Raw genomic sequence first — 21,145 nt, 5'->3', positions numbered from 1 at the left:
ATCAGCAATCCTTCAAAACTTCTTCAACGACTGAAGGATCCACCTTCAGGTTGAATTTCTCCTCCAACTTTCTGGCAATTTCTTCCGCATTTCCACCCTCATTAAGCTTCACTATCAGATCCTTAACATCCTCGTAGATACTCCAAGGATAGACAATCCATGCCCACTTTTCCATCTCTCTCGCATAGTAATCCGGGACAAATTTGGATGTGTGTTTGAAGTCTATTACTGCAGTTCTGACTTCTTTTGCATTCTTCTCCCTCACATGCTGGGCAACTATCTCCACAGTCTCACCTGTGTCTGCAACATCATCTACAACTAAGACGCTCTTTCCAGTCAGGTCAACCATGAGTGGCTGCGTTATCCTAGCTTTACCAGTTACGGTTGCAACTATTCCCCAGTGCTCGGCCTTAACACTGTATAGCTCCCTGATCAGCAAAAAGTCCGCCAAAATTCTCGCAGGAACCCATCCTCCCCTTGCAACGGCCACTATAGCATCTGGTTTAAATCCTGAATTCTTGATCTTCCTTGCAAGCTCCTTACAAAGCTTGTAGACATCGTCCCAGCTGTACTGAACGCACTTGAACATCGTTCGCAAAGCTCAAACCAATTTATTTAACTCTTTCTAATGAGTTGCAAAAGTTTTAAAAACCTCACAAACCTAATGCGATCAAGCCCGGGTGGTGTAGCCCGGCCCATCATGCGGGCCTGTCGAGCCCGCGACCCGGGTTCAAATCCCGGCCCGGGCGTATTTCAATCCCTGCCTCATATAACGCTACAAGCTCAATAAGCTTTGGTTCAACGAGATCAGCAATAGAACAGCCCTTAGCTCTGGCTATTTCCTTCAAACGCTGATATAGATCGGCTTTAATGCGCAAACATACATCGATCCTACCTGAAGGTTTGCGGGGCATACATGGATAATCATATGGGAATAAAATAAGGTTTTCCAAAGGTAGTTGGCAGTAGGGTTGAAAATCCCTCCCGCTAAGAGAGAGGAATAATCTTTTTCTTTTTTACAATTCTTTTATACATAACATATTAGTTTATAACTGCTACCTCGCTACCCGCGCTACCTCGACTTTGGGTTTACCTTGAGTTGCTACCCGCTACCGCGCTACCTGCGCTACCCTGACTTTCACTTTATGGATTCAAAGTATGGGTTTTGTGTATAAGTGAGGTAGCGCGGTAGCAGTATATGATACCCTTATAAAATTCGCTTTCGGCTAAAGAAGGGAGGAGAACTCTCCTTTAGTTATTCATGATAGGCGCTACCTGACATATTTTTTATGCAGGTAGCGGAAGAACAGTAACATTCGATTATTCCTCTAATTTCTTCAATAGCTTAGGATTAATAGCGTATAATTTTTTACCTCTACCACCACTATCTGGTCGAGACACAACAAGACCTCCAGCCTCAAGCTCAGTTAGTATTCGCTCTATTGTTTTGTAAGATGGGATTCTTGCGATACCGTGTTTGTTGATTAATTCGGCAACAACTCTTTTATCCCTCTCAAGGATTTTCCCATTTTTCAATATCTTTCTCTGCTTAAGTTCTTCATATACTTTGATAAACAGCTCAGGTATGTCTTCAAACTCACCTTCCCAAAACTCCATTCGTGGTTTGTTTCTCTTAAGATTGTTAAGCTCATTCTCTAAGGAGGAAATATCTATAACTTTTATGTTAAAAGATTTGTCAATATTAAACTTTAGATTAAGGCGATTTGAGTATTTTTTTTCCGATATTCGTTGCAATGGGTAGATAGGTTTCCTTTCTTCGCTATACGATCTAATCTTATCTTCTAATTCTTTTATCTGTCCATAATATTTGATTAATTTGATGAAGTCGTCAATTATCGTATTTCTAATTTCATTGATATTCATCGCTCTTTTCTTTCTCTTTAGGACATTAAGTATTGTTTTTTCCTCTGCACTTAGGAGAACTTCAAATTCGCTAAAATCTATCTTTTCCTCTTCTATTAATTGAATTAGTCTTTCGACAGCTTCTCTGACCATATCCACATTTTACAGTTAAAACAATTTAAAACTTTCTTTTTCAACGAAAACCTTTTAAACTTAAAGCAACACAATTAAACACAAGTGAAAACATTGGGTGATGGCATATGGGATATGTCGGGTTGAGACTTCCAGATGATTTACTGAAGAGGATTGACGAAATAGCACAAAAAGAGAGAAATCCGCGTTCAGCAGTCCTAAGAAGAATCATCGCGGAAGCTCTTGAAAGTAAGAGTGTTTCTTGTAAAGATTCTTAGAGAAAAATAAAAAGGTGTTGTCCAATGCTTGGGTGTCTTCCTCTTAGAAAAGAAAGGATGTTCAAGGTCATAAAGCTTTCGGATTTGCCACACTCCTGTTATACAGACTCCTCAGTTTGTGGCGATTTTCTCACACAAAAATGCCTACTTAGGGAGGTGTTGAAGTATGGCAGACTTATTTGAGTGGGCAAAACACTATTTAGAGCAAGGATTCAGCGTTATCCCTGTCATAATTGTTCCTCCCTCGGAGAATAATCCGAAAGGCAACAAAATCTCGGCAGTAGAATGGAAAGAGTTCCAGCAGAGACGTCCAACTTTAGAAGAGCTTGAAAAGTGGTTTAAACATCCCGATTTTCCAGCTCTAAGGAAGGGGAACAAACTTGGTTTAGCTATTGTTACAGGTGAAATTTCGGGCAATTTAACGGTTGTCGACTTTGATTCAAGAGAGGTTATGAGTGAAGTATTAGCAGAATTAGCGGACAAGCATCCTGATCTCTACGGCAAGATCTTAGATACATGGATTGTCGAGACAGGGAAGGGGTTCCACTACTATCTCAAGGTGAAGAATCCTGATCCCAACAAATTCACTAATAGGATTGGTATCCGACCGGGAGTTGATATACGGGCTAATGGAGGATACGTTGTTGCTCCTCCATCTCCGCATCCCTCGGGAAAGGTTTACAGATTTGTTCACAAGCCGGAAGAGATCGCTGAATTAACTTGGGAGGAATATCAAACACTTCTCAGCTTTTTAGAGGGTAAAAAGAGGACTATTCCAAGAGTTGAGGTTAAAGATGGGGAAGGAAGGGAATTAGAGGAGAGCAAGATCGTTGAGATCGTTAATATCCTCAGACCGATTTACAAGGTCGGTTATCGCGATTTAGTCGTCTTCTCTCTAACGGGATGGCTTAAAAAAGCAGGGGTAAGCTACAATTCCGCTCGAAAGATCGTTGAACTCTTAGCAGAGAAAGATGAGGAACTAAATCTTAGGCTTTATGTCTTGGATAGGACCTACGGATTGAGAGGCAATCCTCCAACTGAGGAGGAACTCAAGGGCAAAGCAGGATTACAAGAAATAGCAGAAACATTGTTAGGAGAGGAAAGAGCTTTAGATTTGATCAGAAATCTTGAAGAAATACTTGGCAAATCTTCTCCTTTCAAAGATTCGATCTTCTCCTTGATCGACTTTAGGAAGAAAGCTTACTATGTGGCAAACCCGAAGAGAGGGATTATTGCAAGAGCGTTTGAAGATAAGAGCGGAGGAATCGTTTACGAGAAGATAGTGGCGGAGATTTGTCCTGTCAAGGTTGTTGTTTATGAAGATCCTCTTGGAGGACTTACTAAGTTTGAAATCGAATTCCATGGATTTAGGAACCTAACAATAGGACCGGCTGAGCTTGATGTTGTAATTTCGAGACTGCAATCAGAGGGCGTTGTGAAACATTCCAGATTACTTAGGGATGCGCTCTCATCCATAATTTCAGCATTCATCAGGAAGGGAAAAGCGGAAATAAGAAGAGAGCTTGAAAAGCCGGGATTCTATTACATCAACGGACAAATCAAGGCAGTAAAATGGCAACCTGAAGAATTCTCCAAAGAAGATTTGGCTAAAGCTCTCAAGCTCTTAGATGAACTTAGAACTAAGTGGTATAGCAAAGCGGGAAAAAGATTCACGACAATGATCAAATGGGGATTAATTGCACCGTTTGCCTACGCAATCAAGCAGATTAGAGGGACAATAGCGGTTCATTTCCCAGATTTAGTAGCTTATGGAGCACGAAATACAGGAAAGACGACTATTGGAGCTCAGATAATTTTGTCTATTTGGAATCCTCCCGAAGAGGGAAGGATTGTCAGGGGAAGCGGTGATGCTGATACAAAGGCAAAGCATGGAAGATTAAGAAGCTTGACGACCTTCCCTGTTGTTGTTAATGAGGTTGAGGGGATATTTAACAATAAGGAATTATTAGAGGAATACAAAAGCGCTGTCGAGAATCGTTTCGTAAGAGGAAAGCACTCCCACGGTGTCTATATAGAGTTTCCTTCGTTAGCGCCATTCTTTATGACCATGAACGGACAACTACCATTGGACGGCACAGGTGCTGTAAGAAAACGGTTTTTTGGAATCCATTTCTCTCTGTCAGATGAAATTCCTCAACATGAAATAGAGAAGTTCACAGAGGAAGTTCTCCCGAGACTTGGAGATCTAAGGTTTTTAGGTAGTTTTATCTTCAAAAAAATCTCAGAGAATCCTGAGAGACTAAAGGAAGCTTGGCAAGTCTTAGCTACCGAGCTACTTAGAGAAGCTTTCGAGTTTGCAGAGTTAGATGTTCCAGAGTGGGTGAATGAATTCTATGAAGGTGAAACTGAGGAGGAGGTTAATGAGACGATAAACGAGGAGATCAGGGCAAGATTGCTCGAGAGTATCAACAACTTGTATGCGCGTTACATATCGCGCATCGAAATAGTCGGCGAAAATCAAAATGACCTCTACACAAGCACGACCTTAGAAAGGAGACTAAAAGCGTTGTTACAGGAAGGGTTTGTCCCATGGGCATTTCTGAGAGGAGAGGATGTAGTAATAACAAGCGCAGTCATGAGGATTTTGAAAGATACAGGAATTGACTCTCTCAAATCATTAGCTGAGAGATTTGGCTGGAAGTATGGAGTTCACAGGGTTAACGGTAGGAACTGTAAGTCAATTAAGGTTTCATTCTCGGGGTTTGTAAGATTCCTGAGCGGAGACTATGAGGATAGATCAAACTCCGAAAGTGAATCTCCCGATAATCCGAAAGATGACCAAGACAATAGCGATGACACAGATGTTTCAGATTTCAGCGTTGAGAGTGCAATGGGATTAAGGAAGAAGGAAGAAGATGCTTGGAATGAGTTTGTTGAATCTGTTACCAAAGAGGATGCTAAAGAAGACAACGAGGAAGGACACGAAGGTAAAGAACATGAAGAACAGGATGAAGAGCAAGATAAAAGTGTGAAAAAAGATTCGACTGATGACGATCAAAGTTTACGGGAATCTGTAAACCAAGATACGACAAAGGACGAAGAATATTCTGATATTGATAACAAGATATTACAAATATACAACGACTTCAAGAAGTCTGTTCCATCCGATCTCTTACCATCAGCATTCATCAAAGCTGTTAGGAAGGAGTTTGGATCAGTTCAAGCAGTAAGGGAGAGAGTTGAGTATCTTGTTGAGAGTGGAAAACTTCCGAAAGCTGTGTTAGATGTTGAAGAGACTATCAAAGTTAGGGCAATTGACTATGTCCACATCATAGTGAATGGACGGGAATACAAGGCGGATACAGGTCAAGTTCTCGAAATTCCTCTAAGTGATTATGAATCTCTTCACCCAGAAGTCAAGGGATTTCTCATTCCTGTCGATTCGAATAGCGAGGAGGAATTTGAGATTGATTCTGAGTTTGATATTGGAATTGATGAAGGGGAAGTTAAAGAGGTCGATTCGCCATGAGATGCCCGTATTGTGGACAATTTCTTGAAAATTCCCTCCATAAAGCGTTGAATGGAGTTCAAACTGATGATGGAATTGTCATCACAAACATCGATTACGTTCTTGAAGTTGGAAACAGTATAAGGTTAGTTGCAGAGGAGAAACATACTTCCCGGCACTTCTGCAGTATTTATCAGCTTATAACCCTTAAGAGAGTGGCAACCGCCTTAAACACACCACTTCTACTCCTGTTTGTTGACGATGTCGAGGAGGAAGTTACAGTTTATGACGTTCCTTTGAACATCAGATTCCCAAGATTACATTACTACAACTTTGAACGGGAAGAACCTGTTTTTGTGGGTGATTACAGAGAGCTGAGACGTTTCCTATTGAAGAATTTTGTTTATCATGCTCCTTCCATGAAAAGGAGTTTTGAGAGGTGGTAAGATGCGGTTTAGAAGTCTGCGGGCAATTTCCCAGCTGATGGGAAAGGGAGTAGTTGCAACAATGAGGAATGGCAAGTATCACGATTTGATTGGAAGGGAAATCGTGATTAGAGATAGCAGAAACATCGTGTTTGCCAAAGCGAAGATCGTGGCAGTCTTTGAAAACTTGAAAGTGTTCAGAAAGCTCTTATGGAAATATTCAGGGTTTGAAAGCTTGGAGGAATGGGAGAAGAGAGCAAGAGATTTGAACGGAGGAAAACTTCCTCGCTACATTGTTCTCCTCAAACTGACTGAAAAACTCAAGACTGATCCATTATGCGGTTTTGAGAGCGCTAAGGAGTTGCTTAAGCATACTGTTTGAGGTGAGAGAGAATGAAGGCGGTGAGGTTTGATCCCATCAAAATGATCGAACAATCAGGAATCGGTGAGATTGTCGATCAATACTTGTGCGAGTTTGTTTGCGGAAAAGGAGAGTTTGGCAGGTGCAAATACTTCAAATGGGTTGGCAACATTCCCGTTTGCATAAGAAGAGTTGCGAAAAAGGAGAACAGGTTGATTCGGTGATCCTGTATATAATTGTATAGAGGTATGTATATGGCTGTGTTTGTTTTGGAGGGGATGAGAATGAGTGTTGAGGAATTGGTTAAGGTGTTGGTAGAGAAGGACAGCTTAAGTGAAGTAATCAACTCACCAGAGTTCATCGATTTGATAACGACTCTTGAAGATGAGAGCGATCTTAGGAAAGAGGTTGCCGAAAAGATTGCTAAAGAAATGGGTTGGAAGGGTAAAGTTCGGAAAGTTGATTTACCCGATGAACTTAAGGATTTACTCGAATTTGTCTATTGGCAAGGTTATGCAGTCGGTTTGAACGTCGGGAGAATCTTAACGGCTTACACGATTGAAAGTGTGGTCAAATCGTTTTTGGCTAAGATCGATCAGGAAGATAAAGACTTACGCTTGAAGATTGCAAGGATCTTCACCTATTTCTTCAAAGATGGGAGAGAGGTTAGCGATGTTGAGAAGAACATCATGAAGATTCTCAAGGAACAGGGATTCACTTACCGTGATATTGCAAAAGTAACAGGTAGGAGTCTCGAGACCATACACCGCTACCTGAAAGCTGAGGGATAAAGAACGTCACCAACGAATTCATTACGCGGAAACGCTGTATATTTTTCCTACCTATATTTATTAAGTGTCTGCTGTGCTTATGAGCATATATTTTCTCCTTTTAGTTTAGTTATTATGTGAGTCGACGTCTCGGAGAAGTTGGTTCTTGAAGGGTTTATTCTTTTTTAATTCAATCTTTATTATTATTTTCGAATTTGATTATTATCGTTTTGTTTTTAATATCAACTTCAATGATCGCAACCTTCCCGAAACTCCCGATGAATTTTGGAAGGTTGATGAGATAACCACTCCCATCCGATCTCTTGATAAGCTTCTTTTCAAATCTCAACATCCCGTCCTTATCGATGAATAAGGGAGTTCTCATTTGAATCTCACCGTTATGATCTTGTTTATCGTGTCAACTTCAACGAGAACTTCATCCCCATACTTCTCGATGAATCTCGGGAGGTAAATCAAGCAGATTTTACTATTCCCTCTCTTCGTCTTAACCAATTTGCGCTTGAACTTAACAATTCCGTTATCAACGATATACATCTTCAATCCCTAAGGATGAGCGGTTTCGCATAGTGATAGATGCATGTCAATATGGCTATTACGATGCTGACAGGGATCAACCTCCATAAGAAACTGCTCAGCATGTCTCCCCTTGATTCTGCAAGTTGCGCTCCCTCTTCACAATAATCGTAAATGATGGGAAGGAATTTGACAGCTACAATTAACATGATCATCAACGCAAACAATCCCGCAACCGTGAACTGTCCTCTTCTATCTGTGATCATGGCTAAAAAATAGAGAGGATTAAAGCTTCACCTACCTAAGAATCCAAGCAGTATCGCAACAGCGGTGATTGCTGGGATGAATCCTAAGATCAGCTGAGTTGTTGCATCGCTCACATTGACACTCTGAATTGTCTGAACTACAATCGGAATTGCAACTCCAACTCCCAAGATCGCAAGGACAATGACTCCCTTGATCCAATCGATGAAAGTGAGCTCTCCTCTCATGTCCTTGAGCATCCTGTAAGTGTTGACGATCTTCCTCCCGAATCCTACGATCTTACTCAACACCTCCTTTCTCACCCCCTTGCTAACGAGGGAGGAGCTACCTCCTCAAGCAGGTCAACTCCAAAGCTTATAAATCTTATGTCGAGTATAAAATTATAAAAATGTTTTTATATTTATTTAATCTCTTCTATGATACTTGTCGATATTGGGAGTATTTAACCATTGCTAAATCGATCACGATCATTTTTATTCACCCTTCATGTAAAATTCGTCTCGTTCAAAATTTTGAACCTACCCCTATTCCAATACCCTTTGAGTTGATACTGTTTTAGCGGTTGGTAATACTTTTTTCGTGTTGATGAATTAAGATTGGCTAAAGCCATTTCGATTTTCTTTTTGATAAGGCCTATATATACGTTGGAAGCCACTTTATATGATGATGTCGGAATATGATATATTGGGGGTTGTAGGAATAATTGTTGTAGCAGTAATAATCCATATGTTCCTCCAAAAGAGGCGACCTAGCCAGATTGAGGCTGCTATCGACTCTAGAGGTATTAATCTTAAGCATAAGTCCGAACCAAAAGTAGTAGTCCGTCTCATTGATTCAGAGAGAACTTTAGTTGAAGATGTAGAAGGTAGCTCTCGTTTCGACGAAATTGTCAGAGCCGAAGGTGGTAGGGAGAACATTATCAGACAAGTTAGAGGGAATTAATATGTTCGAGAGAATAAAGCGAAAAATAAAGCCAACCGTAAGAAAAGTCGATAAGGAAATTCCCTTTAGGGTAAAACGCATAGACGATCACATCCCCAAACCAATAGGAATTTTGCTTGAGAACTGTCAATACTACAGGTGTGAAAATATAACCACAGTGGGGATCCCCTCACCCATAGTAGACATTGGAGGTCGATTTGGCATTATTCGAAATATTAGAGCTTACTAACTTCTTTTCATCCAACAATTGTTGAAGAGTTAATTGTCAAGACAAAGTTAATATTATTTTTACCTTCCTTTTAACACTAAAGCGTTCTCTAATAATTGCTCTAGTTTTTCTCCCAACTCCTTTGCCTCATCAAGAGATAGCCCATATACATATCCAAATGAGTCCTCAACACGAACTTCAAATCTGCCTATTGTCTCCGATAGTGGTGGAGTTTTATTTAATAACCTATAAACTTGTTTCTTAGATACTCTCCCCTTTCTCATAAGTTCATACAAGTGTCTCTTAAGATAGGATCTAAACAAGTCCCAGATATTGTACATTTCATCTTTATCTAAGATGTTCCTAAAAGCCATCTTTACCATTGGGAGACCATTATCAGTCATAGTTGAGATGTATAGCCCTCTCTCCAGTTGAGAAGTCAATAAATCATACTTAACCCAATAATACCTATCGCTTAACTCCCTATAAATTTCCACGAAAATGCCAATTCTATAGGATTCTCTTTTAAGGTGATCGGTCATCAATAAGTTATGCTATCATAATTAAAAATTCTTTTGATTGTTGCATAGAAATTCCACTTGAACGGAAGGCTTGATTTTCCTCTCTTTTCTCTAAAAATTAAATTAGACAGGGAATCTGTTCACAAGCTGGGAGTAAAGCCTATCTGCCTGACGTGCAACCGCTAAGTAGTGCATCGCTCCAACACTTGCAGGTTTACGTCCTTGAATGAAATCTGCAACACTCTCAGGAACATCGTTCTCAATCATAAAGTTGTAATGCCATTTTCTGATTGTGTTTGCTGAAACTCTTTTGTATCTTGCTCTTTCGGTGTAATCGCGGTAGGAGATTTTTACCCGTCTTAATTCTTCCCTCGCAAACTCTAAAGGCATGTAGGCGAAATATCCTCTCTTCTGCCCCTTGCTAAATTCAAGGATGGGATATCTCGCAATACCCTTCTCCTCAATCTCTATCAGTTGCGCTCTGTCGAAAGTGTTAAGGAGAGGAACGGCATGTGATGCCCTGACTCCTGAGTAAATTAGAAGCTTAAAGAGGATGCGTATATCTTCGGGTTGGTTGATCACATGATTTTCCCATGCCTCAACAATCTCATCATCCGAGATGAAGATAGCTCTGACACCTGTCGGTTTCATCTTGCAAGCCTTCTTGAGCTTCTCCGCAACTCCCTCATCTAATCCTTTGACTTCAACGTAGAAATTGAGGAGGTTTCGAATGCTTCTCGCGAGCCAATTGTATCCCCTTTCACAGGAGTTCATTATCTCGAAGATATCCTCCTGTGATCTAATCGGCTTTGTGAGATATTTGTCCAAGTAGTGGATATACCTTTGAGCAGTATCCGGGTGAAGCTTCTTCTGTTCCAAGTATTTGATGAATTCCTTCTTTACTCTCCTGTAATCGATCAACGCACTGTCGAGCCCGCGACCCGGGTTCAAATCCCGGCCCGGGCGTATCTCTATTCCTGCTTCATATAACGCTATTCTTAACTTTGGGCAAATTCCATCCGAATTTGATGGATGCAATTCTAAGAATCGTTGTGATCAATGCTGATATGAACATGGCCACTTCAAGAGAGACAAATGAACTCAAGATGTAGAGGCTAGCACCACCAATCAGAGCAGCGGTTGCGTAGAATTCCCTTGTAAAGATTAGGGGAATTTCTCCAGCGAGAACATCCCTAATTATACCGCCACCTGCACCTGTAAACATAGAAGCAAACATAACACCGAGCGGCCCAAGTCCCGCATTCAAGGCTACGGTACCTCCAAGCGCAGCAAAAGCTCCCAAACCTACGGCATCAAAGTAAGGTAAAAGTCCAATAACATTAGAAACCCTTCTATACATACAGATAGTAACTGTTATAGCTACGATTGCTACGATAAAATCGGGTTCGCTTCTGAATGCCAAAGGAGGGACGTTGCCTGCGATTATGTCTCTTATAACTCCTCCTCCAAAAGCTGTAGCAAGACCCAGAAAGGCACAACCGAATATATCCATATCCTTGTCAATTCCCTTAAGCGCACCGCTCACAGCAAATGCAAATACTCCAACATAGTTCATCATCAACACTACGAGTTCAAAGACTCCCATTCTTTCCACCCTCGTGTTCTCTGGCTTATTTATCTTTTTTTAAAGGGCAGATGATAATTCAAAATGAAAACTGACACTGAAGAAATCGATGAGATTTACAATCGCTGAAAAGTGCGCCGGCCGGGATTTGAACCCGGGGCTGGGGCGTGGCAGGCCCCTGTGTTAGCCAGGCTACACCACCGGCGCTCGTTCAACCATAGGTAACATAGTTTATAACTGTTGCGGATGATGGTAAAAGCTTGCCCTTTCCTCATCAGAATATTTTAAGTCACGAACGATGGATTCTAACTCTTCCATAACCCTTAAAAGTTCTGAATGTTACGGATTCACTACTCTCAAACACCTTCCCACGGTCTTAGAGTTTTCAACAGCCTTCAAGACAACTTCTCTTGCATTCTTACATGCTTCGTACAGATTCAACCCCTTCGCAAGATGACAGGTTAAGGCGGAACTGTAAACGCACCCAGTTCCATGAACTTCATAGTTAAACAGCTTTGATTCAACCGTATAGAACTTTCCATCAAAGATTACATCGACACCTTTAAGCTTTCCACCTGTTATAACCACTGAACACCCGTAAGTTCTGCTTATCTCCTTTGCACACTCCCTTGCAGATTTCAAATCAGTAATTCTGCATTCACTCAAAGCCATTGCCTCATCAACGTTGGGAGTTAAAACTTCACAATGCTTTGCCAAGAATTTGTAAACATCTAAATTTTCAAAGTCGTAGCCAGTTGTAGATACGAGGACGGGATCAACAACACTAACTTCAACTTTTTTCATGTACTTTGCTATAACTTCACAGCCTTTCAAAACCAAGCCAACCTTAACTCCGACAATGTCCAAATCCTCAAAAACAGCATCAGCCTGCCCTTCAATACAATCACTCAAGTTAACAACACCCTTAACGCCACAGGTGTTCTGATAGGTTAAGGTTGTAACAACACCAGCGGGATGAAATCCCAAACTTTTTATCACCGCTAGATCAACGTAAATTCCAGCCCCATTACTAGGATCGACTCCAGCAAAGCTTACAACGGTTTTCATAACTTGTTCAAAAATTCATCCAAGGTCATAACACTCTGTTCCTGAGTTCTTAAGTTTTTAACTGCTATTTTACCCTCTTTAAGTTCTTTCTCACCAACGATTACAGCGTAATCTGCTGAGATGTCGTTTGCAAAGCTTAACTGCTTCTTAACACTTCTTTCCATAACATCCGTAATCGTGACAGCCTTAGACCTTATGGCATTGGCAATCTTCAAAGCCTCCTTCTCCAAGCCTCTAAAGCTTACTATCACAACTTTTGTAGGTTTTTCGACATCAACTTCACAGATTTCAGCAATCCTATCGAAGCCCAAAGCAAAGCCTGTTGCTGGAACATCATCTCCTCCAAACAGATGGGCTAAGCGATAACTTCCACCACCACAAATCTGATTTTGAGCACCCAACCCTTCAGCGTAAGCTTCGAAAACTATGCCGGTGTAATAATCAAGTCCTCTCGCAATTCCCAAGTCTATCTTAAACTCAACGCCAAGATCATCCAAGGTTTTGGCAACCTTCTCAATGTGCGTGAAATCGAAATCTGGAATTATCTCTCTAGCCTCTTCTATGATATCCGTATCACCGACAAGCTCTATCAAGGGATAAACGACTTCTTTTAGATCTTCTCTACCGATTTCATTAATGTAGCTGTCGAGCGTATCCAAATCCTTCTTGTCTATCAGCCTCATTATCTTTCCTGCAACTTTTTCATCCAAATCTCTCAATACGTGCCTTAACAAACCAACATGCCCAACATGCAGATCAAACTTGATATTCAAAGCACTCATTATCTCGTAAGCTAAGCTTATAACCTCAACATCAGCTAAATAGCTATCTGAACCTATCAATTCAACTCCAAACTGCCAGAACTCCCTGTATCTACCTTTCTGCGGTCTCTCATAGCGGAAGCAGTTTGCAAAGTAGTAGAAGCGGAGTGGCTTTGGCATTCCCATGCACTCGTTTACGTACATTCTCATCACAGGTGCAGTCAGCTCGGGTCTTAAAGCCAAATCTCTGCCACTCTTATCTTTGAAGGCGTAGATCTCCTCAACAATTCCCTCGCCAGACTTTATCGTGAAAAGTTCCAAATGTTCGAACGTAGGTGTCAAAACTTCTCTGTAACCGTAACTTTCGGCAATTCGCCTCATAACTTTCTCGATAGCTCTTCTCTTCTCCATCTCATCAGGCAAAAAGTCCCTCGTTCCTCTCGGTCTTTCGATTCTCACGAAGGGAGTTTGGGTGTAACATTTTAAAATTTCCATCTACAGTCTGCATGCACGAACTCGTGAAGTGCAACGGAATTAAGGAAGGCAAGAACGGTTTGGGGATTGTGGTCTGTGAGGGAAGCGTAGCTGGAGTTTTCACTCAAAACAAGTTTAAATCGCCCTCTGTTGTTGTAACTGAAGAACATATCAAAAACGGTTTTATAGAAGGGATTATTGCAAACAGCGGTAACGCAAACGCTTTTACTGGAAAGCAGGGATACAAGGATGCAAAAAGAATGTGCCAGCTTTTAGCTGAAAAGCTAAAAACTAATACTGAGAGTATTGCGGTAGCTTCAACGGGAGTAATAGGAATTCAGCTCGACATGGAATGGATCGAATCGAGGTTTGAGAAAGTTTACGCTGGTTTGGGGAATAAGGAGGAGAATGCTCTGGCTTTTGCCAAATCCATAATGACTACCGATAGATTTCCAAAGTTTGCCAAATACAAGGAGGACTTTAAGATAGCCGGAGTTTGCAAGGGTGCTGGCATGATACACCCGAATATGGCGACAATGTTGGCATTCATATTCACGGATGCAAAGTTTGAGGCTGGGGAACTTAAGGAGATGCTGAGAACGGCTGTGAAATATTCTTTCAATGCCATAAGCGTCGATGGGGATACATCCACCAACGACATGGTTCTGCTCGTTGCCAAAGGTGAATGTGAAGTCAGTAGAGACAGATTTCTTAATGGTTTAAAGGATGTCTGTCTTAATTTGGCCAAGCAGATTGCGAGAGATGGAGAAGGAGCAACAAAGCTGATTAAGGTTACAATTGTCAATGCTAAGAGCGAGGAAGAGGCTTTTAAAGGTGCTAGGACTGTTGTATCCTCAAATTTGGTAAAGACTGCTGTATTCGGCAACGATCCAAATTGGGGTAGAATAATAGCATCTTTAGGCTATTCTGGAATTGATGTGAATGAAGAGCTTGATCTGAAGCTTTTGGGATACAGAGATGGTCACAAAATTGAAGAGGTTGAGCTTGTTAAGAACGGGGTGGGCTTAGGTAACGAGGGTATCGCTAGGAGAGTTATGGAGAAAAGCAACGAAATAGAGTTTATTATAAATCTAAAGCTCGGCAACGGTAACGGCTACGCGTACGGATGCGATTTGACTTACGATTATGTTAGAATAAATTCTGAATACACCACCTAGCTTTTCATAAGACATAAAGAATACAATTCAATAAAATTTTTGTACGACTTTGGAAAGAAGACAGCCAAGCCTTCGAATTCCGCAAAAAACGGTTATTTGAGTCAAAATACAGAAGTTAAGCTTATTTTCCGAGAGTGTCTTATTATAAAATATGGAGACGCTTAGAATTGGAATAATATCGAGGTGGAAGGCTACTTGCGGTATATCGCTTCACGCTGAAATGATTGCCAAGGAGTTCATTGAGATGGGTCACGAGGTGATTGTATTCGCTCCTAAGCTCGAATCAGCCAATAGGTGGTGGCATCACATAAGCTTGGGCGAGGATGAGCCTTATGTCGTGAGATGTTATGAGGAAAGGACTCCCGATGGAGGACAGGGTAGGTTTGACATCACACTACCAGAGCTTGACTACGTAATAGTAGAGTCCTACCAGTGGCTACCTCATGAGGATGTCGAAAGGACTTTGAGAAGATCAAACACTTTCAAGGTTGCAGTTGTGCACGAGCAAAGGAGAAGCGAGTTCAGATACAGCAATCCCTACATCTTCAACTACATAGCTGTATTTGACGATAGGTTTGCCAGAGAGGTTGTAAGCGGTGGGAACATCGTAGTTATTCCATATCCATGCCATCCAATCGTAAGAGGTAACAGGAGGTTTGCAGAGGATAAGCTAAGGTTCTTCACATTCGGAAGACAGCCAGTAGAGGAATACAAGGATTACATCGAAGCTCTGGACTGGCTCAGCAAATCATACGACTTCGAATACTTAGTGATCAGATCGAACCACTTACTGCCGTTCGATAGGGATTACCTCGTTCAGAGGGTTGAAAAGCTGAGTCTGGAAGATATCTACAGATATCTTCACAAGTCGGACATTCACCTAATTCCAAAGGGACAAACCGACGGTTGTGTGGTATCATCAACGCTCTGCCAGTGCTTAGGAGCTTTGATTCCGACAGTCGTACCGAACACGAGGCACTTTGAAAACCTGCCAACGATCGACGGTTATAAGCCAGCCGTGATTTACGAGAACGTTGAAGACTTGAAAGGCGAGCTCGTAAGGCTTATAGAAGACGAAGACTTTAGAAGGAGTGTTCTCAGATCAGCTGAGAGGTATGTTGAGGAGAATAGATGTGACAGGATTGCAAAGAAGTTCATAGAGCTTATGAAGAAGGCAATTCCAGTTGTTGCAAGGAGTTAAAATACCAACCTCTTTAACTCATCCCAAATTGCATCTATTCTCCTTTTTACATCGACATCCATTTCAACGACTTCTGGCCACTCTCTCTCGTAACCTTCTTCCTTCCACTTCTTCGTAGCGTCAATTCCCAACTTTCCACCCAAATTTGGTCTGTAAGTGGCGTGATCCAAGCTGTCTATTGGGCAATCTGGAATTATTACTACATCTCTGGCAGGATCAAACCGTGTGGTAACAGCCCAAATGACCTCTCTTATGTCGTGAACATTCACATCATCGTCCACAACTATAACTACCTTCGTTAAAGAGAGCATACCCATGCTCCACAATGCGAACATGACCTTCTTTGCATGCCCCGGATAGCGTTTTTTGATCGAAACTATCGCCAAGTTGTGGAAACAGCCTTCAATCGGCAGATTGATATCAACTATTTCTGGGTGCATGAACCTGATTATCGGCAAAAATATCCTCTCGGTAGCTTTTCCGAGCCAAGCGTCCTCCATAGGAGGTTTACCAACAACTGTTGCATGGTATATCGGATTTTCTCTATGGGTTATGCACTCAACATGAAAGACAGGATATGGTTCGACTGGTGTATAATAGCCTGTGTGATCGCCAAAAGGTCCTTCCGGCCTGAGTTCATCAACTTTTACATACCCCTCCAAAACTATCTCAGCGTTAGCTGGAACTAGAAGATCTACAGTCTCACATTCCACAAGTTTTATTCTCTCTTTCCTTATGAATCCAGCAAACGTAAACTCGTTGAAGTTCTCTGGCAACGGAGCTGTTGCGGAGTAGAGAATTGCTGGATCGACCCCTATAGCTACGGCAACCTCAAGCCTATCCTTACCCATCTCTTTAAGCTTCTTATAGTGCAATGCACCGTGCTTGTGAATCTGCCAGTGCATACCCGTTGTCTTCTCATCGAAAACTTGCATCCTGTACATTCCAACGTTCAACTCTTGAGTTTCAGGGTCTTTGGTTATGACAATCGGCAGTGTGATGAATCTACCTCCATCCTTAGGCCAGCACTTGAGTATTGGGAACTTCAGCAGATTTGGTTTATCCATTATCACCTCTTTACAAGCCCCTTTCTTGACTTTCTTTGGGATGAAATTGGCAAGCTCCTTCAATTTGCTCAAGCCCTTTAACCCGTCGAAAAGTGATTCAGGCTTAAATCTGAGGATATCAAGTAATCTTTCACCTATCTCCTCAAACCTCTCAACCTCTAAAGCCAATTTCATCCGTCTTTCAGTTCCAAAGGCGTTCATCAGAACTGGAATGTCGTAACCCTTCGGATTTTCAAATAGAAGTGCTTTGCCACCGCCTTTTACAACCCTATCCACTATTTCGGTCATCTCTAAAATAGGACTGACTTCGTGCTTTATTCTTGCCAGTTCGTTTTCAGCTTCAAGCCTTTCTATGAACCCTCTTAGATCTTCATACGGCATGAGTATTGTTGTAATTCATAAGCACTTTATTTTTTTAATTGTTAATAGTTAGTTAATTTCTTCACTTTTAAAGCTTCTGTTATACTCATAAAAATACAATAAAGACTATTTGATATTCTGTGGTAATGAATAGTAATCTGTCATCGTTGTTTAAATTTTCAACAAGTTGCGGGAGATCCATGATTGAGTGAGACATGAATTAGCTTAAACGTAATGTTTTATCTTTATTTTTTCCTCAGCAAGATTTAGAGAAAAAAGATTAATCAAGACAGAAAAAGGGAGATGTATGAATGTATTGATAACAGGCTTGCTTCCATACGACTCGGGAAAAACGACGCTTGCAAAATTTCTAATTGGGGAAGCATACGAGAGGGGAATCGATGTCGGTTTTTCGAAACCAATCAGTGGCATAAATGGATGGTACCAGTACGAGTATGTTGTGAAAAGTATTGAGGCTGGGTTGCTCATTGGGGAGGATTTATTTAAATTACACACAGCTACAAAAAGCTTAGATCCAATTGAATACGAAGGTCCAGTGGTTACACTTCTTCTACCACCAGATCCAGAAAAAGTTGGTTGGAATGTAGGCGCATACTCATCTGTCGGTCTTCTGAACCAAATTTCGGTAATCAGAATATCGGATTTAGAAAAAACTAAGCATTACTACGTCCCATCAAACATAGAGAGAACTGTAGTGTCTTTAAAAAGTGAAATTGAAAGGTTTCTAAACATCGTTAAAGCTGAACCTATAGAAGCTGAAAAATCTGAGGAGCTTTTGCTTAATTCGAGAAGTATAGCGGATAAATGCCTTCATTACTTAAAGAGGAAACACGAATTCTTCGTTATCGAGTCGTACAATAATGCTGCCGCACCGACGGCAAGTTCCCTCGAAGTAGATGTAGTTGCAGTCGTTGCACCCGGAAAAGTGGCAGTATTTAGTGGGAACGATTACAGAAGGGCAGTCTTAGCTCTTTCAAGCATCAAAGAACCTTGGAAAGTGACGACTGAGGACGTAATAACCTTACTGAATCCAGCATTGATCGTCGATATAGAACCGAAGAAGGCATCTAAGATCTTCGATGAGATCTGCGACGTTTTTAATAGTTGATTGACGAGAAAATTTTAAGTAAAAACTGGGGGGTAAAGTTGAGTCAATGGGTAGGTTACTGATAGTTTCTAACAGATTGCCAGTTACGGTTATAAGGAAAAAAGGTAGGATATATCTTCAACCAAGTGTTGGTGGATTAGCTACCGGACTAGCCTCAGTTTTAAGAAAGTACGACACGTTATGGGTCGGATGGCCGGGCATAGAGATGGAAAATTCGGAAGAAAATCTGGAAGCAAGAATGAAGTCTGAAGGCTTGTATCCCGTACATCTGTCAAAAGGTGAAGTTAACGGGTACTATCATGGCTTTTGCAACAAAACGATCTGGCCTCTTTTTCACGGCTTTCCACAGTATACAATCTACAATGAAAAATGGTGGAGTGTTTACAAAAAGGTAAATGAAAAGTTTTTAAACGTTGTAACTGAGATAGCGAAACCTGGAGATATAATCTGGATTCACGACTACCATCTCATGCTTCTGCCAAATCTTTTGAGGGAGGAGGCACCAGAAGCGAAGATAGGATTCTTTCTTCATATACCCTTTCCATCTTTCGAAATGTTTAGACTACTACCTTGGCGCAGAGATCTGCTTGAAGGTCTCCTTGGGGCAGATCTCATTGGCTTTCATATATACGATTACGTCCAGAACTTCCTTCAGTGCGTCCATCGTTTACTTGGATACGAGCATGAACTGGGTAAATTGATTGTAGAGGACAGAGTTGTAAAAGTCGACGCGTTTCCAATGGGGATAGATTACGATAAGTTCAAAGAGATTGCGAGTTCTCCACAAGTAGAAGAAGAAGTAAAAAAGATTCGTAAAAAATTAGGTGGCCGAAGAATAATACTGTCAATAGACAGGCTTGACTATACAAAAGGAATTCCTCTAAGGCTTGAGGCTTTCGATACGTTCCTTGAGAAATATCCCGAATACATCGGTAAGGTTACATTTGTTCTGAAACTCGTCCCGTCACGAACGAGAGTTGAACATTATGTACAGCTGAAGAAATACATTGACGAACTCGTTGGGAAGATTAATGGCAAATACGGTGATATTGATTGGACGCCAGTGCAGTACATCTACCGCTTCCTTCCATTAGAAAAACTCGTAGCACTTTACAGAGCTGCAGATGTTGCTCTAATCACACCTCTAAGAGATGGAATGAACATCGTTGCCAAGGAATTCGTAGCTTCTAAGGTTGATGGTAAAGGCGCTTTAATTTTAAGCGAAACTACCGGAGCTGCATTCGAGCTTGTGGAAGCGATTGTTGTGAATCCAAACAATAAGGAAGAAGTTGCCGAAGCACTGAAGAGAGCTTTGGAAATGTCTGAAGACGAGCAAATCAATCGCAACAGAGCGATGCAAGAGAGGTTGAGGCGTTATAATGTTGAAAAGTGGGCTGAGGAATTTATTCAAGAACTTAACAAAATTAAGGAAGTTCAGCAAGAATTTAGCACGAAATATCTTATGAGAGATGTTGATAGACTCCTGAAAGATTATCAGAATTCTTCCAAGAGATTACTATTGCTCGATTACGATGGAACCCTCGTTCCGCATGCGGATGATCCAAGGAAAGCTAAGCCCGATAAAGAGATTATAGATATTTTAGCCAAGCTTAGCGCTGATCAAAAGAATACAGTAGTAATCATAAGTGGAAGGGATAAGAAAACTCTTGAGGAGTGGTTTGAAAATTTGAACGTTGATTTGGTAGCTGAGCACGGTGCAGCTGTTAGAAAGAGTGGAAAATGGAAGTCAATAGAGAGTTTTGACGATTGGAAAGAAAGTGTTCGCCAAGTTCTTGAATTGTATGTAGACAGGACCCCAGGATCCTTCATCGAAGAAAAGGAGTTTTCGATTGTCTGGCATTATCGCAGAGCCAACCCAGAACTCGGGCAACGTAGGGCTGCAGAGCTGGAAAACGTTCTCATGAGTCTGATAGCAGGTACAGATCTCAATATTCTGAGGGGTGACAAGGTTATCGAGGTTAGGAAAGCTGGAGTAGATAAGGGGAGGGCTGCTTTGGAATGGCTTTCAGATGACTGGGAATTCATACTTGCTGCTGGTAACGATGTGACTGATGAAGACCTCTTTTCAGTTCTACCCGAAAATTCATATACGATTAAAATTGGCTTTAGCCCATCGAGAGCTAGGTACTACCTGACATCAGTACACGAGTTGAGAAATGTACTTAAAAAACTGCAAAAACTATAAACTTGCTTATAGACCAATTGAGTCTGTTACTGGCATCCAGCCCTATATCCAGTGAACTCTATGTGTATTGGGATGATCTCGTGCATCTTGTTCTAAATGTAATCGCTGGCACTAGTAATGTAGATCATTGTAGATCATATAGATTACCCGTTGTCAATAATAGATTGAAGGTGAGAGGTGTTATTAACTGGTCGAAGATTACTTGAGAATCTGTTAGACCGGATAGGTGCTGCGCTAAGATAGAAGCTATATGCCTTGAAATCTCAAGCTATCTTGTATGGGTTCTTGTGCTAGTTTCGCTATCGATTTACGGTTTTAAGATTGAAGGGTTTAACTCTGTTATTATCGG

At 41.2% G+C, this 21,145-nt stretch carries 25 protein-coding genes and 2 tRNA genes; 14 read left to right on the top strand and 13 right to left on the bottom strand.

Features of this window, described 5'->3' with window-relative positions; all coding sequences use genetic code 11:
- Position 1 precedes the first annotated feature (1 nt).
- Entirely contained in the window at positions 2 to 589 is a 588-nt protein-coding gene (locus ARCPR_RS08085; RefSeq protein WP_012940999.1) for a phosphoribosyltransferase, read from the bottom strand.
- 85 nt (positions 590 to 674) lie between these two features.
- Between ARCPR_RS08085 and ARCPR_RS08080 the strand changes: the two genes are divergently transcribed.
- A tRNA-Asp gene (locus ARCPR_RS08080) sits at positions 675 to 749 on the top strand.
- A 571-nt stretch (positions 750 to 1,320) separates the two neighbouring features.
- On the opposite strand, the gene ARCPR_RS08075 is transcribed toward ARCPR_RS08080, so the two are convergent.
- The gene (locus ARCPR_RS08075) at positions 1,321 to 2,016 is read right to left on the bottom strand and encodes a hypothetical protein (protein ID WP_012940998.1); all 696 of its coding nucleotides are present in this window, start codon (positions 2,014 to 2,016) and stop codon (positions 1,321 to 1,323) included.
- A gap of 107 nt (positions 2,017 to 2,123) precedes the next feature.
- Here ARCPR_RS08075 and ARCPR_RS09545 point away from each other — a divergent pair, with 107 nt between their 5' ends.
- The 7 genes from ARCPR_RS09545 to ARCPR_RS08050 are packed head-to-tail and all read left to right on the top strand — an operon-like array spanning position 2,124 to position 7,319.
- Complete coding sequence (locus ARCPR_RS09545) at positions 2,124 to 2,273, top strand: ribbon-helix-helix protein, CopG family (protein WP_012940997.1); 150 nt, start codon at positions 2,124 to 2,126, stop codon at positions 2,271 to 2,273.
- Positions 2,274 to 2,297: 24 nt separating this feature from the next.
- A complete protein-coding gene (locus ARCPR_RS09830) occupies positions 2,298 to 2,456 on the top strand; it encodes a hypothetical protein (RefSeq protein WP_012940996.1) in 159 nt (52 codons plus the stop codon).
- A complete protein-coding gene (locus tag ARCPR_RS08070; protein WP_012940995.1) occupies positions 2,440 to 5,763 on the top strand; it encodes a bifunctional DNA primase/polymerase in 3,324 nt (1,107 codons plus the stop codon). The genes ARCPR_RS09830 and ARCPR_RS08070 overlap by 17 nt, the downstream gene beginning before the upstream one ends.
- Complete coding sequence (locus tag ARCPR_RS08065; protein ID WP_012940994.1) at positions 5,760 to 6,188, top strand: hypothetical protein; 429 nt, start codon at positions 5,760 to 5,762, stop codon at positions 6,186 to 6,188. The genes ARCPR_RS08070 and ARCPR_RS08065 overlap by 4 nt, the downstream gene beginning before the upstream one ends.
- A 1-nt stretch (position 6,189) precedes the next feature.
- The gene (locus ARCPR_RS08060; RefSeq protein WP_012940993.1) at positions 6,190 to 6,549 is read left to right on the top strand and encodes a hypothetical protein; all 360 of its coding nucleotides are present in this window, start codon (positions 6,190 to 6,192) and stop codon (positions 6,547 to 6,549) included.
- Between the two features lie 11 nt (positions 6,550 to 6,560).
- Positions 6,561 to 6,752, top strand: coding sequence for a hypothetical protein (locus ARCPR_RS08055; protein WP_012940992.1), 192 nt, complete (start codon positions 6,561 to 6,563; stop codon positions 6,750 to 6,752).
- Positions 6,753 to 6,782: 30 nt separating this feature from the next.
- Entirely contained in the window at positions 6,783 to 7,319 is a 537-nt protein-coding gene (locus ARCPR_RS08050; protein WP_048084590.1) for a helix-turn-helix domain-containing protein, read from the top strand.
- A 169-nt stretch (positions 7,320 to 7,488) separates the two neighbouring features.
- Here the strand turns inward: ARCPR_RS08050 and ARCPR_RS08045 are convergent, their stop codons facing one another.
- From ARCPR_RS08045 to ARCPR_RS08035, 4 genes are read right to left on the bottom strand one after another with little or no spacing between them, the layout of a single operon-like run.
- Complete coding sequence (locus ARCPR_RS08045; protein ID WP_012940990.1) at positions 7,489 to 7,683, bottom strand: hypothetical protein; 195 nt, start codon at positions 7,681 to 7,683, stop codon at positions 7,489 to 7,491.
- On the bottom strand, positions 7,680 to 7,853 hold the full coding sequence (locus tag ARCPR_RS09825) for a hypothetical protein (RefSeq protein ID WP_012940989.1): 174 nt from the start codon (positions 7,851 to 7,853) through the stop codon (positions 7,680 to 7,682). The genes ARCPR_RS08045 and ARCPR_RS09825 overlap by 4 nt, the downstream gene beginning before the upstream one ends.
- Positions 7,854 to 7,855: 2 nt before the next feature.
- Positions 7,856 to 8,098, bottom strand: a complete 243-nt coding sequence (locus tag ARCPR_RS08040; protein WP_012940988.1) for a hypothetical protein — start codon at positions 8,096 to 8,098, stop codon at positions 7,856 to 7,858.
- Between the two features lie 27 nt (positions 8,099 to 8,125).
- The gene (locus ARCPR_RS08035) at positions 8,126 to 8,386 is read right to left on the bottom strand and encodes a hypothetical protein (protein WP_012940987.1); all 261 of its coding nucleotides are present in this window, start codon (positions 8,384 to 8,386) and stop codon (positions 8,126 to 8,128) included.
- Between the two features lie 370 nt (positions 8,387 to 8,756).
- On the opposite strand from ARCPR_RS08035, the gene ARCPR_RS08030 reads away from it, so the two are divergent.
- A complete protein-coding gene (locus tag ARCPR_RS08030) occupies positions 8,757 to 9,038 on the top strand; it encodes a hypothetical protein (protein WP_012940986.1) in 282 nt (93 codons plus the stop codon).
- A gap of 1 nt (position 9,039) precedes the next feature.
- Positions 9,040 to 9,267: a hypothetical protein gene (locus tag ARCPR_RS08025; protein WP_012940985.1), complete on the top strand. Its 228-nt coding sequence runs from the start codon at positions 9,040 to 9,042 to the stop codon at positions 9,265 to 9,267.
- A gap of 59 nt (positions 9,268 to 9,326) precedes the next feature.
- Here ARCPR_RS08025 and ARCPR_RS08020 read toward each other — a convergent pair whose 3' ends face one another.
- From ARCPR_RS08020 to hisS, 6 genes are all read right to left on the bottom strand, one after another.
- Positions 9,327 to 9,788 (bottom strand): hypothetical protein, encoded by a 462-nt coding sequence (locus tag ARCPR_RS08020; protein WP_012940984.1) that lies wholly within the window; start codon positions 9,786 to 9,788, stop codon positions 9,327 to 9,329.
- Positions 9,789 to 9,890: 102 nt separating this feature from the next.
- The gene (locus ARCPR_RS08015) at positions 9,891 to 10,688 is read right to left on the bottom strand and encodes an integrase (RefSeq protein ID WP_048084586.1); all 798 of its coding nucleotides are present in this window, start codon (positions 10,686 to 10,688) and stop codon (positions 9,891 to 9,893) included.
- Positions 10,689 to 10,749: 61 nt separating this feature from the next.
- On the bottom strand, positions 10,750 to 11,373 hold the full coding sequence (locus ARCPR_RS08010) for a trimeric intracellular cation channel family protein (RefSeq protein WP_012940982.1): 624 nt from the start codon (positions 11,371 to 11,373) through the stop codon (positions 10,750 to 10,752).
- 112 nt (positions 11,374 to 11,485) lie between these two features.
- Positions 11,486 to 11,559: transfer RNA gene (locus ARCPR_RS08005), tRNA-Gly, on the bottom strand.
- A gap of 132 nt (positions 11,560 to 11,691) precedes the next feature.
- On the bottom strand, positions 11,692 to 12,420 hold the full coding sequence (gene thiD / locus ARCPR_RS08000) for a bifunctional hydroxymethylpyrimidine kinase/phosphomethylpyrimidine kinase (protein WP_012940981.1): 729 nt from the start codon (positions 12,418 to 12,420) through the stop codon (positions 11,692 to 11,694).
- Positions 12,417 to 13,640, bottom strand: coding sequence for a histidine--tRNA ligase (hisS, locus tag ARCPR_RS07995; RefSeq protein ID WP_012940980.1), 1,224 nt, complete (start codon positions 13,638 to 13,640; stop codon positions 12,417 to 12,419). Before hisS ends, thiD begins: the two co-directional genes overlap by 4 nt.
- Positions 13,641 to 13,687: 47 nt before the next feature.
- Between hisS and argJ the strand changes: the two genes are divergently transcribed.
- Complete coding sequence (argJ, locus tag ARCPR_RS07990; protein ID WP_012940979.1) at positions 13,688 to 14,833, top strand: bifunctional ornithine acetyltransferase/N-acetylglutamate synthase; 1,146 nt, start codon at positions 13,688 to 13,690, stop codon at positions 14,831 to 14,833.
- A gap of 151 nt (positions 14,834 to 14,984) precedes the next feature.
- A complete protein-coding gene (locus ARCPR_RS07985; protein WP_012940978.1) occupies positions 14,985 to 16,034 on the top strand; it encodes a glycosyltransferase family protein in 1,050 nt (349 codons plus the stop codon).
- Here ARCPR_RS07985 and ARCPR_RS07980 read toward each other — a convergent pair.
- The gene (locus ARCPR_RS07980) at positions 16,031 to 17,482 is read right to left on the bottom strand and encodes a menaquinone biosynthesis decarboxylase (protein ID WP_012940977.1); all 1,452 of its coding nucleotides are present in this window, start codon (positions 17,480 to 17,482) and stop codon (positions 16,031 to 16,033) included. The two genes, ARCPR_RS07985 and ARCPR_RS07980, sit on opposite strands and share 4 nt — an antisense overlap.
- Positions 17,483 to 17,768: 286 nt before the next feature.
- On the opposite strand from ARCPR_RS07980, the gene ARCPR_RS07975 reads away from it, so the two are divergent.
- Both ARCPR_RS07975 and ARCPR_RS07970 read left to right on the top strand, forming a co-directional pair.
- On the top strand, positions 17,769 to 18,590 hold the full coding sequence (locus ARCPR_RS07975) for an ATPase (protein WP_012940976.1): 822 nt from the start codon (positions 17,769 to 17,771) through the stop codon (positions 18,588 to 18,590).
- Positions 18,591 to 18,636: 46 nt separating this feature from the next.
- Entirely contained in the window at positions 18,637 to 20,796 is a 2,160-nt protein-coding gene (locus tag ARCPR_RS07970; protein WP_012940975.1) for a bifunctional alpha,alpha-trehalose-phosphate synthase (UDP-forming)/trehalose-phosphatase, read from the top strand.
- Positions 20,797 to 21,145 lie beyond the last annotated feature (349 nt).

Origin of the sequence: Archaeoglobus profundus DSM 5631 (assembly GCF_000025285.1) — an archaeon.
Lineage (GTDB): Archaea > Halobacteriota > Archaeoglobi > Archaeoglobales > Archaeoglobaceae > Archaeoglobus_B > Archaeoglobus_B profundus.
The sequence above is the reverse complement of the archived record's forward strand: the minus strand, read 5'-3'. Positions and strand labels throughout refer to the sequence as shown.

Coding starts and splice junctions, on each gene's coding strand:
- ARCPR_RS08010 (WP_012940982.1), bottom strand. CDS start 11,373: ATGGGAGTCTTTGAACTCGTAGTGTTGATGATGAACTATGTTGGAGTA.
- ARCPR_RS09825 (WP_012940989.1), bottom strand. CDS start 7,853: ATGTATATCGTTGATAACGGAATTGTTAAGTTCAAGCGCAAATTGGTT.
- ARCPR_RS08075 (WP_012940998.1), bottom strand. CDS start 2,016: ATGGTCAGAGAAGCTGTCGAAAGACTAATTCAATTAATAGAAGAGGAA.
- ARCPR_RS09830 (WP_012940996.1), top strand. CDS start 2,298: ATGCTTGGGTGTCTTCCTCTTAGAAAAGAAAGGATGTTCAAGGTCATA.
- ARCPR_RS08055 (WP_012940992.1), top strand. CDS start 6,561: ATGAAGGCGGTGAGGTTTGATCCCATCAAAATGATCGAACAATCAGGA.
- ARCPR_RS07980 (WP_012940977.1), bottom strand. CDS start 17,482: ATGCCGTATGAAGATCTAAGAGGGTTCATAGAAAGGCTTGAAGCTGAA.
- ARCPR_RS08040 (WP_012940988.1), bottom strand. CDS start 8,098: ATGATCACAGATAGAAGAGGACAGTTCACGGTTGCGGGATTGTTTGCG.
- argJ (WP_012940979.1), top strand. CDS start 13,688: ATGCACGAACTCGTGAAGTGCAACGGAATTAAGGAAGGCAAGAACGGT.
- ARCPR_RS08060 (WP_012940993.1), top strand. CDS start 6,190: ATGCGGTTTAGAAGTCTGCGGGCAATTTCCCAGCTGATGGGAAAGGGA.
- ARCPR_RS07985 (WP_012940978.1), top strand. CDS start 14,985: ATGGAGACGCTTAGAATTGGAATAATATCGAGGTGGAAGGCTACTTGC.
- ARCPR_RS08025 (WP_012940985.1), top strand. CDS start 9,040: ATGTTCGAGAGAATAAAGCGAAAAATAAAGCCAACCGTAAGAAAAGTC.
- ARCPR_RS08085 (WP_012940999.1), bottom strand. CDS start 589: ATGTTCAAGTGCGTTCAGTACAGCTGGGACGATGTCTACAAGCTTTGT.
- ARCPR_RS08020 (WP_012940984.1), bottom strand. CDS start 9,788: ATGACCGATCACCTTAAAAGAGAATCCTATAGAATTGGCATTTTCGTG.
- thiD (WP_012940981.1), bottom strand. CDS start 12,420: ATGAAAACCGTTGTAAGCTTTGCTGGAGTCGATCCTAGTAATGGGGCT.
- ARCPR_RS08070 (WP_012940995.1), top strand. CDS start 2,440: ATGGCAGACTTATTTGAGTGGGCAAAACACTATTTAGAGCAAGGATTC.
- ARCPR_RS07975 (WP_012940976.1), top strand. CDS start 17,769: ATGAATGTATTGATAACAGGCTTGCTTCCATACGACTCGGGAAAAACG.
- ARCPR_RS08045 (WP_012940990.1), bottom strand. CDS start 7,683: ATGAGAACTCCCTTATTCATCGATAAGGACGGGATGTTGAGATTTGAA.
- ARCPR_RS08030 (WP_012940986.1), top strand. CDS start 8,757: ATGATGATGTCGGAATATGATATATTGGGGGTTGTAGGAATAATTGTT.
- ARCPR_RS07970 (WP_012940975.1), top strand. CDS start 18,637: ATGGGTAGGTTACTGATAGTTTCTAACAGATTGCCAGTTACGGTTATA.
- ARCPR_RS08050 (WP_048084590.1), top strand. CDS start 6,783: ATGGCTGTGTTTGTTTTGGAGGGGATGAGAATGAGTGTTGAGGAATTG.
- ARCPR_RS09545 (WP_012940997.1), top strand. CDS start 2,124: ATGGGATATGTCGGGTTGAGACTTCCAGATGATTTACTGAAGAGGATT.
- ARCPR_RS08065 (WP_012940994.1), top strand. CDS start 5,760: ATGAGATGCCCGTATTGTGGACAATTTCTTGAAAATTCCCTCCATAAA.